Origin of the sequence: Pseudomonas fluorescens (assembly GCF_018614655.1) — a bacterium.
GTDB lineage: Bacteria > Pseudomonadota > Gammaproteobacteria > Pseudomonadales > Pseudomonadaceae > Aquipseudomonas > Aquipseudomonas fluorescens_BX.
Genome location: NZ_JAGGOG010000014.1, coordinates 321,484 through 333,887, shown reverse-complemented (window position 1 = coordinate 333,887; position 12,404 = coordinate 321,484). Strand labels below are relative to the sequence as shown.

Annotated in this window: 10 protein-coding genes; 5 read left to right on the top strand and 5 right to left on the bottom strand. The window is 60.3% G+C overall.

Translation table 11 applies throughout. From position 1 onward, the window contains the following. Positions 1–144 precede the first annotated feature (144 nt). The 4 genes from J7E41_RS15435 to J7E41_RS15420 form a co-directional block, all read right to left on the bottom strand. Complete coding sequence (locus J7E41_RS15435; protein WP_214994087.1) at positions 145–1,815, bottom strand: bifunctional protein-serine/threonine kinase/phosphatase; 1,671 nt, start codon at positions 1,813–1,815, stop codon at positions 145–147. Further along, entirely contained in the window at positions 1,815–3,026 is a 1,212-nt protein-coding gene (locus J7E41_RS15430) for a nitrate/nitrite transporter (RefSeq protein ID WP_214994085.1), read from the bottom strand. The genes J7E41_RS15435 and J7E41_RS15430 overlap by 1 nt, the downstream gene beginning before the upstream one ends. A gap of 403 nt (positions 3,027–3,429) precedes the next feature. Continuing rightward, on the bottom strand, positions 3,430–4,005 hold the full coding sequence (locus J7E41_RS15425) for an ANTAR domain-containing response regulator (protein ID WP_214994083.1): 576 nt from the start codon (positions 4,003–4,005) through the stop codon (positions 3,430–3,432). A gap of 15 nt (positions 4,006–4,020) precedes the next feature. Further along, positions 4,021–5,247, bottom strand: coding sequence for a CmpA/NrtA family ABC transporter substrate-binding protein (locus J7E41_RS15420; RefSeq protein WP_214994081.1), 1,227 nt, complete (start codon positions 5,245–5,247; stop codon positions 4,021–4,023). Between the two features lie 323 nt (positions 5,248–5,570). On the opposite strand from J7E41_RS15420, the gene sctC reads away from it, so the two are divergent. The 4 genes from sctC to J7E41_RS15400 all read left to right on the top strand — a co-directional run bounded on the left by sctC (position 5,571) and on the right by J7E41_RS15400 (position 9,137). Further along, positions 5,571–6,989, top strand: coding sequence for a type III secretion system outer membrane ring subunit SctC (gene sctC / locus J7E41_RS15415; protein ID WP_214994204.1), 1,419 nt, complete (start codon positions 5,571–5,573; stop codon positions 6,987–6,989). A gap of 157 nt (positions 6,990–7,146) precedes the next feature. Then, positions 7,147–7,554, top strand: coding sequence for a winged helix-turn-helix domain-containing protein (locus J7E41_RS15410; RefSeq protein WP_214994079.1), 408 nt, complete (start codon positions 7,147–7,149; stop codon positions 7,552–7,554). Between the two features lies 1 nt (position 7,555). Beyond that, a complete protein-coding gene (locus J7E41_RS15405) occupies positions 7,556–8,017 on the top strand; it encodes a transglycosylase SLT domain-containing protein (RefSeq protein WP_214994077.1) in 462 nt (153 codons plus the stop codon). A 94-nt stretch (positions 8,018–8,111) separates the two neighbouring features. Beyond that, entirely contained in the window at positions 8,112–9,137 is a 1,026-nt protein-coding gene (locus J7E41_RS15400) for a quinone-dependent dihydroorotate dehydrogenase (protein WP_214994075.1), read from the top strand. A 123-nt stretch (positions 9,138–9,260) separates the two neighbouring features. Here J7E41_RS15400 and rmf read toward each other — a convergent pair whose 3' ends face one another. Further along, on the bottom strand, positions 9,261–9,476 hold the full coding sequence (gene rmf / locus J7E41_RS15395) for a ribosome modulation factor (RefSeq protein WP_002553055.1): 216 nt from the start codon (positions 9,474–9,476) through the stop codon (positions 9,261–9,263). 530 nt (positions 9,477–10,006) lie between these two features. Between rmf and rlmKL the strand changes: the two genes are divergently transcribed. Beyond that, entirely contained in the window at positions 10,007–12,271 is a 2,265-nt protein-coding gene (rlmKL, locus tag J7E41_RS15390) for a bifunctional 23S rRNA (guanine(2069)-N(7))-methyltransferase RlmK/23S rRNA (guanine(2445)-N(2))-methyltransferase RlmL (RefSeq protein ID WP_214994073.1), read from the top strand. Positions 12,272–12,404 lie beyond the last annotated feature (133 nt).

Sequence of the window (12,404 nt, the reverse complement as noted above, 5' to 3'; positions counted from 1 at the left end):
CCGTTCTCTCGGGAAGCTCGACCTTCGACGTTGAAGGGGCGGCTATATGTGTGTTGATGGAAGAACTAATGCAGTGGTTGTGCCAAGTGAGGTGATGCCGGGGTTTATTGGCGATGTGGCGCAAAGTTCGAGAGGTTTCGCCCCTTAGCGGTGCAATAGCCAGTACAGCAGCACCAGATTGATCAACAATGATGCAACTGCCAGGGTCTGCCAGACCTTGAGCGGTTCCCGTTCCAGCAGTGGCCTGGGGCGCAGGCTCAACTCACTGCGCTCGGCGTGTTCCAGTACCAGCAGCCATTCCTCGGCGGTTTCATAACGATGCTCAGGTTGGGCGGCCACTGCCCGCTCCAGGCCTTGTTGTAGCCAATCAGGCAGGTCGGGCCGATATCGACTGGCACTGATGGGCAGGGCGAACTTGGGCCGTTGGAAAGCCTCGATTTCACCGTAGGGATAATGCCCGGTCAGCAGGTAGTACAACGTCACGCCGATGCTGTACAGATCCTGCTGCGGTGTAGGAGGTTCTCCATTGAAGGCTTCGGGTGCGATGAAGCTCGGGGTGCCAGGCAACAAATGGGCACGGTCTTCGGAAAGTCCCGGACAGTAGGCCAGGCCAAAATCCAGGACGCGCAGTTCACCATCGTCTCCCAGCAGCAGGTTTTCCGGTTTGATGTCGCGGTGCAGGATTTGCCTGCGGTGCAACAGCCCCACCGCACGCAGCAAGCGTTCGGCGAGGAACTGCCATTGCGCCAGGGGCAACGGGCCTTGCTGCTTAAACAGCTCGGCCAGGGTCTGGCCAGTGTATTCACGCATCACGTAGTACAAATGCAGACGGCCGCTGGCGGGGTGGACTTCAGGAAACGCTCGCCCGGCGACTCGGCGCAGAAACCATTCCTCCGATAGCAAGGCTTGCGCGGCATGGGTGTCACCATCGTGGCCGGCCGGCAAGGTCTTCAACAGCCAAGACTGGTGCTGGGCATCGCGCACACGGTAAAGCAGGGACTGCCGACTTTGCCCCAGCACCGTTTCTACCTGCCAGCCCTCAAAACGCTGCCCGGCTTTCAAGGCGGGTGGCAGGGGCCATTGGCGCAACTGCACCAGGGCATCGCCGAGGGTGGCGGCGCCCAGTTGGTCGATACGCACCAGCAGGGCGCTGGCATTGTCTTGGCTGCCCGCCAGATGCGCAGCGCTGACCAGGGTGTTCACGGCGAGGTCCAGGTCCGACTGTTCCCGCAGGATGGCGCTGATGCTGTGATCGCCCAGCGTCGCCCAGACTCCATCGCTGAGCAGCAAAAAACACTCACCCTCACGTAGCTCACCGTCGAGAAAATCCACCACCAAGTGTTGATCCAGTCCCAGGGCGCGCTTGAGCACATGTTGCATGCCCGGTTGTTCCCAGACATGTTCTTCACTGATGCGCTGCAAGTCGCCGTCCAGCCAGCGGTACACCCGGCAGTCACCGACATGCGCCAGGGTGAAGCGCTGCCCACGAAATACCAGGGCACTGAGGGTGGTGAGCAACGGCAGGCCACCACCGTTGGCCTGCAGCCAGCGGTTCTGTGCCAGCAGCAAGCGGTCCAGGGCCTGGGCCACGTCCCAGGTTTGCGGTGTGGCGTAGTAGTCCAGCGCCAGAGCTTGCAGGGTTGAGCGGGCGGCGAGGCCACCGTCGGCGCATTGGCTGACGCCGTCGGCGATGGCACACAAATAGCCTTTGCTCGCGGCCAACTCAGGGGCGGGGGTAACCAGGCGCAAGGCATCCTGGTTTTCCGCCCGTGGGCCGGTGGCACTGGCCTGGGCGACGCTCAGTTGCAGGCTCATCAGACCCGCGCAGCGGTGACGGCCGCCGAGCCCCAGGTGGTCCTCCAGCGACGCTTGACCCCATGTAGGCCGAACCAGGCCAGCACGCCGAGGCTCGCGAACAACCAAAGTGCGAGTTGATAGCTACCGGTGCTTTGCTTGATCGCGCCCATGCCCGCCGCCAGGGCGAAACCGCCGATGCCGCCCGCCATGCCGATCAGGCCGGTCATCACGCCGATCTCCCGGCGAAAGCGCTGGGGTACCAGTTGGAACACCGCACCGTTACCGGCACCCAGGCCAAGCATGGTGCAGACGAAAAGCGCCAGGGCTGCGTAGGAGCTCGGCAGGTTGAAACCCACCGCGGTAATACAGATTGCCGCCACGCTGTACATGCCCAGCAAGGTGCGAATTCCACCGAATCGATCGGCCAGCGCGCCGCCCAGAGGTCGCATCAGGCTGCCACCAAACACGCAGGCAGCGGTGTAGTAACCCGCGGCGACCGGGCTCAAGCCGTACTGGTCGTTGAAGTAGCCGGGCAGGGCGCTGGCCAGGCCGATGAATCCGCCGAAGGTCACGCTGTAGAAAAACATGAACCACCAACTATCGCGGTCGCCGAGTGCCTTGAAGTAGTCGGCCATGGACTTGGCTTTTGGCCGTTCGGGGGCGTTGCGGGCCAGCCAGGCGAAGACGATCAGGGTCAGGATCAGCGGAATCAGGGCGAAGCCAAACACATTGCTCCAGCCGAACGCGGCCGCCAACACCGGCGCCAGCAGGGCTGCAAACACCGTCCCGGAGTTGCCTGCACCGGCAATGCCCATGGCCTTGCCCTGGTGCTCGGCGGGGTACCACTGGGACGCCAGGGGCAGGGCAACGGCAAAAGAAGCGCCGGCCATGCCGAGGAACATCCCCAGCAGCAACGCGTGTTCATAACTGTGAATCCCCAGTTTCCAGGCGACGAACAGTGCCACGATAACTATGACCTGGCCAATCAGCCCGGCGGTCTTGGGTGACAGCTTGTCTGCCAGCATGCCCATCAGAAACCGCAGGACGGCGCCCGCGAGGATCGGCGTTGCCACCACCAGACCGCGCTGCTGGGTGGTCAGGTGCAGGTCGGCGGCGATCTGTATCGCCAGTGGACCGAGCAGGTACCAGACCATGAAACTCAGGTCGAAATACAGGAACGCGGCAAACAAGGTCGGGGTATGACCGGATTTCCAGAAGCTTGATTTCATCACGCACCTCAGCGGTAAGGGGGCTTGTAAGAAGGCCTTGTGATGGAACAGCTGGCTAAGGCCGCTCCATCGGCCCCGGGTTATGGGGCCAAAACGAAAAAACGCCGCCACCGGGTTCGCGAGGGCAAACCGGGTGTGCGACGTCTTTGTCGTGGAGGGGCAACCGCCGTTGGCTACCTGTGGTGATTGTGTAGCAAGACCTGAGCCAATATCGGCAGCGGGGGGGAATGTGTCGATCACCTGTAGCCGCTGGCGCAGCCTGCGATCGGCTGCGCAGCAGTCGCCAGGATCTTGAAACCGCTGAAGGTCCTTCGGCCCTTATCGCAGCCTCGTGCCTCGGCAGCGGCTACAACGGGCCAAATTCTTGCCTGGTGACGTGCAAGACGGTATCTACACGGACTTTTCAGCCCAGTAATTCGCTCATGGCAATAATTTGCTCTGCCACCTGGATCAGCTTCTGTTGCCGGCTCATGGCCTGGCGGCGCATCAGGGTGTAGGCCTCTTCTTCATTGCAGTCCTTCATTTTCATCAATAGGCCCTTGGCCAGTTCGATGCGTTTGCGCTCTGCCAACTGCTGGTCCCGGGCCTGCAACTGCGCGCGCAGGGCCTGGTCGCTTTCGAAGCGGGCCATGGCCACGTCGAGGATCGGTTGCAGGCGCTGGGCCTGGATACCTTCGACAATATAGGCACTGACCCCGGATTTGATCGCCTGACGCATCACCACAGGGTCGTGCTCATCGGTAAACATCACAATGGGCCGTGGCTGGTCGCGGCTGACCAGCACCACTTGCTCCATGACATCGCGGCCCGGTGACTCGGTATCGATCAGGATCACGTCCGGGCGCACTGTTTCGACCCGTGCGGGCAGGTCGATGGTCAGCCCGGATTCGTCGATGACCTCGAATCCGGCCTCGGTCAGCGCGGCCTTGAGGCGCCCGACTTTGCGCGCAGTGTCATTGATCAGCAGGATTCGCAACATAAGGTCATCCTCCTGTCAGCGCCGGGCGAGTTGGGCGGCAGTGTCGGCCATGGCATGCAGACGGAAGCTACGGGCATAGCCGGCCGGGTCCGAACCGTCCCAGACCTTGCCATCGATTAGTTGGCTGCTGCGCATTTCCTCGCCCCAGGCCGCGACGCCCACGGCCGTTGCGGCCTCGCGATAGATCTCCAGTTGCTGGACCTGACGGGCGACGCCGAGGTAGTCCGGGTCTTCGCGCAACAAACCCCAACGGCGGAACTGGGTCATGAACCACATACCGTCGGACAGATAAGGCAGGTTGACCTTGCCACCACCGTGAAAACGCAGGGCGTGGAGGTCTTGCCAGTGGTTGCCCAGGCCGTCGTCATACTCGCCCAGCAGGCGCGGCTCGATGCAATCGAGGGGGGCATCAAGGTAGTCCCGGGCGCTAAGCAATTGCGCAGTGGAGTGGCGATTTTCAGGGCTTTCATCGATAAAGCGACTGGCCTCCAAAATCGCCATCACCAACACGCGTGCCGTGTTGGGGTATTGCTCGACGAATGCCTGGGTGCAGCCGAGGACTTTTTCCGGATGATCCGGCCAAATGGTCTGGGTGGTGGCCAAGGTGAAGCCCTGGTTTTGCTTCACCGCACTGGCACACCACGGCTCGCCGACGCAAAAACCATCAATTCTCCCGGCTTGCAGGTGCGCGACCATTTGCGGCGGTGGCACCACCACACTCTCAACATCCTGCAACGGATGGATGCCCTGGCTGGCCAGCCAGTAATACAACCACATGGCGTGAGTGCCTGTGGGAAAGGTCTGGGCGAAGGTGAGTTTTGTTCGGCTTTGGTGCGCGTGGTGATTCAGTGCCTCAGGACTGGTCACCCCTTGCTGCTGCAGGCCGTGGGACAGGTTGATGCTTTGGCCATTCTGGTTCAGGCCCATCAGCACCGCCATGTCGGTGGGGGCGATACCGCCAATTCCCAGGTGCACGGCGTAGATCAGCCCATACAGGCTGTGGGCGGCATCCAGTTCGCCGCTGACCAGCTTGTCCCGCAGATTAGCCCACGACGATTGGCGCTTGAGGTTCAGGGTCAGGCCGTAGGGCTGGGCGAAGCCCTGGGTGGCGGCGACCACCACCGAGGCGCAGTCGCTCAAGGCTATGAAGCCGAGGTCGAGGCTGCGCTTTTCCGGGGCATCACTGCCGTTGACCCAGGCCAGGGGGTTGCCCGCCTGGCGATTGCCCACCGAATCACTCATCAACGCCTACCTTATTTAATCAAAAAAAGCGTCGTTCCTTCGGGTGGCAGTGCCAGCCACCGGAGGGTAACGACGCCTTTGTCCTTGAGCCCGCTCCGTCGTTGGCGAGGGCTGCGATAAACAAGTCAAAGCAAGGCACATGCCACGGGGGACGGGGGCTCGGAGCGGCGTCAGCTTTTGATCAAGATTGAAAGCACTGCGGCTCTCACTATGCCCGCTCCTTCATTCCCGGCCACGCAGGAAAACCCGCCGTGCACGTTGATCAATTCGCCGCGATTTACTGCCATCTGTTCTTGCGACGCTGGTGGCTTTGTTGGCTGCTGATGCTAGGCAGCACACCGGTCCTTGGCGAGGTTTATCAGGCCAGGGATGAAAGCCTGCACACGTTCTTTACCGCGTTATCGGTGCCATTGGGTCAGCCCATCGTTGTCAGCCCGGCTGTTGCCCGCAAGCACATCACCGGGACGTTCGATTTCAGCACGGCACAAGGGACGCTGGAGGCGACGGCTGTCCAGCAAGGTTTGATCTGGTACAGCGACGGGCGGGTACTCTACCTCTATGACGCCAGTGAGGCGAAAAGCTCGGTGGTTGCGTTGCGTCATATCTCGGTCGACAGGCTGCGTGGATTCATGCGGAGCTCTGGGCTCAGCGAAGCGCGCTATCCGCTACGCGCGAGCGGGGCACGAATGTTTTCTGTTTCGGGGCCGGCTAACTATGTCGATCAGGTGCTGCGTCTGGCCCAGCTCATGGATCGGCGGCGTGAAGAGTTGCGCACGGGGGCACAGAAGATCGGGGTGGTGCAGGTGCTCAACACGCATGTCGCCGATCGTCAGTACGCCATGGGGGACGAGCAGGTCAACGTACCGGGCATGGCCTCGATGATCGAAAAACTGTTGGCCTCCGAACAGAAGAATACCTCCTCGTCCCCGTCAGGGTTGCTGGCTGATAAAAACATCTCGGTGATGGCGTATCCCGACACGAATAGCCTGTTGATAAAGGGGAAACCCGAGCAGGTACGTTTTATCGAGAACCTCGTGGCGGAGCTGGATGTGCCCAAACGGTCAGTAGAAGTGTCGCTGTGGCTGGTAGATGTGGACCGCGATGAGCTCAAGAAAATAGGCATGCAATTGCACAAAGAGGGCAAGACCGAGGGCACGGCTGCCTTTGCGACTCGGGCTCTGGCGCCCGTTGAAGATGATGCGTTCATGAGTCGAATCACGGCGTTGGAGCGACGGCGTCGGGCGAAGGTGGTGACGCTGCCCGTCATCCTGACTCAGGAGAATGTCCCGGCGGTTTTTCATGACAACCAGACTTTCTACCTGCCTCGTCCAGGGACAGACAGTGATGAATGGCAACCGGTTATTTACGGTACTCAGGTCAGTGTTCTGCCGCGTTTTGCCGAGGCCAATGAAGTCGAGATGCAGCTCACCATCGAGGATGGTCGCCAAATGAACAAGCCACGCGGTAGTGATGCACCGTTGGCAGCGGTGGGGCATATCGGGATCAATACCGTGGTGCGTGTGAGCCAGGGTAATCGGTTGTGGGTCGGTGATTTTCCACGCGCGGCCAATGGCGCCGCGCGTGGCGCGTCATTCGGGCCGATGGCCAACAGTGTGCGTTTGTTTGTGATCCAGGCCAGGGCCTTGGGGGACATCAGTATCGGGCCAGGGCATCCGCCGCCCTTGGCGCCATCTCAGTACCAGCGTGTGAAACGCGCGTTTGTTCGTTCAGCCGAGCTATGACGAAATGTCTTACGCGTCCTGTCCAGTAAATCTCGAGTTTATGGGTTTTTGCCTACCGCATAGCTGCGAGGTGATTTCTATAGTTGCCGCCTATCTGGCAGACCCGTGTTGAGCACCAGGGAGCCCTGAATGTCGGTTGGTAAGTGTCGAGGTTTGAATGGACGATGTAGCTGAGGGTTGGGCGCCTGCGCCTGTGATCTTCGGTCGCTGGACGTTGCATGGCGATGGCAGGCTGACAGGCGCTTGCGCGGATATTCAGCTGCCTCCCAAGGAGTGGCAGGTGTTGCGCTTACTGCTTGCATCCACCGGTGTGCTGGTGACCAAGGATCATTTGCTGGAAAGGGCCTGGTCCTCTGGCGAAGTCACCGAGGAGTCACTGACTCGCTGTATCTATTCACTGCGTAAACACCTGGGCGACGACAAGGGGTTTATCAAGACCATCTATGGCAGGGGCTACCGCTTTACCTGTCCGGTAGTAGCGGTCAATGCGGCTGATCACGTGCCTGTGCCCCCCGTGGTTCACGTCTGTTCGACCTGTGGACAGGTGAGCCGGTGGGAGTCCTGACTTGAGAGGGGCCTGGTGCAAAGGATGGCTGCTGATCATCCTGCTCGTGGGCAGCGAGGCCAAGGCTTATTGCTGGGCAGAAGCGGCCAGTCGATATGACCTCGAGCCGGAGCTGTTACAGGCCATAGCGGCGGTGGAGTCTGGCTACCGAGCCGACGCCATGAATTACAGCAACAATAACGGCACCCGGGATATCGGGCTGATGCAGATCAACAGCATTCACCTGCCACGGCTGCTCAAGGAGGGCGTTACCGAGCAGCGACTGTTGGATGAGCCTTGCTTGTCAGTGGCGGTGGGGGCATCGATTCTTGCCGGCTTTATCAAGCAGTTTGGTTACAACTGGACAGCGGTGGGTTCTTACAATGTGGGCACCGGCTCAGGGCCGCAACGTGACGCATTGCGTGTTCGTTATGCGCAAAAAATCTGGGCGCGGTATGAAGAGTTGATGGCGTTGCGTAACTGATGATCGGATTGTCTGTGCGCCGTGCTTCGCCTGGACCCCTTCACCCGGCTATAATCCCGGCCACTTTTCGCCGCCACCCGAGTCAAGCCCGCCCATGTATACCCTGGCCCGCCAGCTGTTGTTCAAACTCTCCCCGGAAACCTCCCACGATTTGTCCCTGGACCTGATCGGCGCGGGTGGCCGCCTGGGGCTCAATGGCCTAGTGTGCAAGGCTCCGGCCAAGATGCCGGTGTCGGTGATGGGGCTCGACTTTCCCAATCCCGTAGGACTGGCCGCCGGTTTGGACAAGAACGGTGCGGCTATCGACGGCTTTGCGCAGCTGGGTTTCGGCTTTGTCGAAATCGGCACGGTCACACCTAGACCGCAACCCGGCAATCCAAAGCCACGCATTTTCCGCTTGCCGGAAGCCGAGGCGATCATCAATCGCATGGGCTTCAATAACCTTGGGGTCGACCACCTGTTGTCGCGGGTTCAAGCGGCGAAGTACAAGGGCATCCTGGGGATCAATATCGGCAAGAACTTCGACACGCCGGTGGAGCGTGCCGTGGATGACTACCTGATTTGCCTGGACAAGGTCTACGCCCACGCCAGTTACGTCACGGTCAACGTCAGCTCGCCCAATACACCGGGTTTGCGCAGCTTGCAGTTTGGTGATTCCCTCAAACAACTGCTGGAAGCCTTGCGCCAGCGCCAGGAAGACCTGGCCGTGCGTCATGGCAAGCGCGTTCCGTTGGCGATCAAGATTGCCCCGGACATGAGCGATGAAGAAACCGTATTGGTGGCACAGGCGCTGGTGGACTCGGGAATGGATGCGGTGATTGCCACCAATACCACCCTGAGCCGTGTCGGCGTCGAAGGCTTGGCCTATGGTGACGAGGCCGGTGGCCTGTCCGGGGCCCCGGTACGTGACCAGAGCACCCATATCGTCAAGGTCCTGGCCGCCGAGTTGGCAGGGCGTCTGCCGATCATCGCCGTAGGTGGTATCACCGAAGGCAAGCACGCGGCCGAGAAAATCGCGGCTGGTGCCAGCCTGGTGCAGCTGTATTCCGGTTTTATCTACAAGGGCCCGGCGTTGATTCGCCAGTCGGTGGATGCGATTGCCGCGTTGCCTAGAGGCTGAATAAAGAGGGCATAAAAAAGGGCTCCTCGAAGGAGCCCCTGGGCCGAAGCCCGCCGCCCGGATGGGGCGTGCGTGGTTAAGTCGTTGCGTATTCGTGATGGTGTCGGAATTAAATGCCCTTGATTAGCCGACGGCGTGAAGTTCGTTGAGTCTGTGGATTCCCGCAGTGCCAGTCATACCGTCCCAGTTGTCGCCGCGTCCTTCTCGCCAGCCGTTGATCCAGGCTTGGCGTACCGACGGTAGAGTAAATGGGCAAAGCTCACGGGATTTGCCATGAACGCCATATTGATATCCGCGTAAAAATGCTCTTTCCAACGGATCACGCTTAAGTCTTCTCATAGGGTGTTTCCCTCACTTGTTGACTGTCTTGATATCCTTCGGCCCCGTCCGAGGCCGGGCAGAGTTTTTCTGCCGTTGGTGCGCTCGCTGCCGGCGTGGCGAGCACGGTGTCGGCGCCGTTACGACGCCAACCTGTGTTGAGTTCTAACCAATAGGTCACATGGATTCAATGATCGTTTTGTCATAAGGACGTAACGATAATGCTGGTATAGCCATAAGCTGGGGTGGCTTTTCGCCCCTTTTATTGGGTAAAGCCAGCTATGATGTGCCCTGCAAAGAGGATGGGTTTAATCCTTTAGTGAGAATGTCCGCCCGTTGCAGTCGGTTATTATTCGACGAAGGGTCGGAATATTTCTTTTTGTTGCATCAAATACATGATCTGCCCCGTCAATAAAGGCCCAGAGGGCCTGCAGCCGGGGTGGGACGGCACATTCGTGCCACACGAGTGCTCTTCAAGAAAAGCGCTTGATTGAAAACCGAACCGGCGATGCGTCGCTCGTTCACTTATTGCTGAAAAGCCTGGAATTCCCATGTCGGATCGTTACGAACTCTTCCTCACTTGCCCCAAGGGCCTCGAAGGCTTGCTGATCGAGGAGGCCGTCGGGCTTGGCCTTGAGGAAGCACGCGAGCACACCTCGGCCGTGCGCGGTATGGCCGACATGGAAACCGCCTACCGCCTGTGCCTCTGGTCGCGCCTGGCCAACCGCGTGTTGCTGGTGCTCAAGCGCTTCCCGATGAAGGACGCCGAAGACCTCTACCACGGTGTGCTGGACATCGAGTGGGCAGACCACATGGTTGCCGACGGCACCTTGGCGGTGGAATTCAGTGGACACGGCTCGGGCATCGACAACACCCACTTTGGCGCGCTGAAGGTCAAGGATGCGATTGTCGATAAGCTGCGCACCCCGACCGGCGAACGCCCGTCCATCGACAAGATCAACCCGGACCTGCGCATTCACCTGCGCCTGGACCGTGGTGAAGCGATCCTGTCCCTCGACCTCTCCGGCCACAGCCTGCACCAGCGCGGTTACCGCTTGCAGCAGGGCGCTGCGCCACTCAAGGAAAACCTGGCGGCGGCGATCCTGATTCGCTCCGGCTGGCCGCGCATTGCCGCTGAAGGCGGCGCGCTGACGGACCCAATGTGCGGCGTCGGTACCTTCCTGGTGGAAGGCGCGATGATCGCCGCCGACATGGCCCCCAACCTCAACCGCGAGCAGTGGGGCTTCACTGCCTGGTTGGGCCACGTTCCGGCCCTGTGGAAGAAACTTCACACAGAGGCCAGCGAACGTGCCGTCATCGGTATGGCCAAGCCGCCGTTGTGGGTTCGTGGTTACGAAGCTGATCCACGGTTGATTCAGCCCGCTCGTAATAACATCGAACGTGCGGGTCTGAGCCATTGGATCAAGGTGTATCAGGGCGAAGTCGGCACCTTCGAGCCGCGCCCGGACCAGAACCAGAAAGGCCTGGTGATCTGCAACCCACCTTACGGCGAGCGTCTGGGTGATGAAGCCAGCCTGTTGTACCTCTACCAGAACCTCGGCGAGCGCCTGCGTCAGGCCTGCCTGGGCTGGGAAGCGGCGGTATTCACCGGTGCCCCGGATCTCGGCAAGCGCATGGGTATTCGCAGTCACAAACAGTATTCTTTCTGGAACGGCGCCTTGCCGTGCAAGTTGCTGCTGATCAAGGTCACGCCGGATCAGTTCGTCACAGGCGAGCGCCGTACCCCTGAACAGCGTCAGGCGGAACGTGAGCAGGCCGTCTACGACCAGGCACCGACCGAGCCGCAAGAGCGTCAGTACAACAAGAACGGCAACCCGATCAAACCGGTACCGGCTCCGGTGGTCGAGCAGGCACGCTTGAGCGAAGGCGGGCAGATGTTCGCCAACCGTTTGCAGAAAAACCTGAAGCTGCTGGGCAAGTGGGCCAAGCGTGAAGGCGTCGACTGCTACCGCGTCTACGATGCCGACATGCCGGAATACTCCATGGCCATCGACCTGTACCACGATTGGGTCCATGTCCAGGAATATGCCGCTCCGAAATCCATCGACCCGGAAAAAGCCTCGGCGCGTATGTTCGATGCCCTAGCCGCAATTCCCCAGGCGTTGAACATCGACAAGAGCCGCGTGGTGGTCAAGCGCCGCGAGCGTCAGAGCGGCACCAAGCAGTACGAGCGTCAGAGCGCCCAGGGCAAGTTCACCGAAGTCAGCGAAGGCGGCGTGAAGTTGCTGGTCAACCTGACGGATTATCTGGATACCGGCCTGTTCCTCGATCACCGGCCAATGCGCATGCGTATCCAGAAAGAAGCGGCCGGCAAGCGCTTCCTCAACCTGTATTGCTACACCGCCACCGCCAGTGTGCATGCAGCCAAGGGCGGCGCGCGCAGCACCACCAGTGTCGACTTGTCGAAAACCTACCTGGACTGGGCACGCCGCAACTTCTCCCTCAACGGCTTCTCGGACAAGAACCGCCTGGAGCAGGGTGACGTGATGGCATGGCTGGAAGCCAGTCGTGATGAGTTCGACATGATTTTCATCGACCCGCCGACCTTCTCCAACTCCAAGCGTATGGAAGGCATCTTCGACGTGCAGCGTGACCACGTGCAATTGCTTGACCTGGCCATGGCACGCCTGGCGCCGGGCGGCGTGTTGTACTTCTCCAACAACTTCCGCAAGTTCCAACTGGAAGACAACCTCAGCGCGCGTTATGCCGTTGAGGAAATCAGCGATAAAACCATCGACCCGGATTTTGCGCGCAACGCCAAGATCCATCGGGCCTGGAAAATCACCGCACGCTGATCTGCACCTCTGAAGCCGCGGGCCTGGAGTATTCCGGGCTCGCGTTTTTTTTTGCGCTGGTCAAACTCAACCCCTGTGGCTATAACTTAGGGTCCAGCCAAAGTGACGTCCCGGCACACTGGCGCTTTGAGTG

Bases quoted from the DNA above. Each gene is read 5' to 3' on its own strand.
- J7E41_RS15420 (WP_214994081.1), bottom strand. From the start codon at position 5,247: ATGAGTGATTCGGTGGGCAATCGCCAGGCGGGCAACCCCCTGGCCTGG.
- J7E41_RS15430 (WP_214994085.1), bottom strand. From the start codon at position 3,026: ATGAAATCAAGCTTCTGGAAATCCGGTCATACCCCGACCTTGTTTGCC.
- rlmKL (WP_214994073.1), top strand. From the start codon at position 10,007: ATGTCGGATCGTTACGAACTCTTCCTCACTTGCCCCAAGGGCCTCGAA.
- J7E41_RS15400 (WP_214994075.1), top strand. From the start codon at position 8,112: ATGTATACCCTGGCCCGCCAGCTGTTGTTCAAACTCTCCCCGGAAACC.
- J7E41_RS15410 (WP_214994079.1), top strand. From the start codon at position 7,147: ATGGACGATGTAGCTGAGGGTTGGGCGCCTGCGCCTGTGATCTTCGGT.
- J7E41_RS15425 (WP_214994083.1), bottom strand. From the start codon at position 4,005: ATGTTGCGAATCCTGCTGATCAATGACACTGCGCGCAAAGTCGGGCGC.
- rmf (WP_002553055.1), bottom strand. From the start codon at position 9,476: ATGAGAAGACTTAAGCGTGATCCGTTGGAAAGAGCATTTTTACGCGGA.
- J7E41_RS15435 (WP_214994087.1), bottom strand. From the start codon at position 1,815: ATGAGCCTGCAACTGAGCGTCGCCCAGGCCAGTGCCACCGGCCCACGG.
- sctC (WP_214994204.1), top strand. From the start codon at position 5,571: ATGCTAGGCAGCACACCGGTCCTTGGCGAGGTTTATCAGGCCAGGGAT.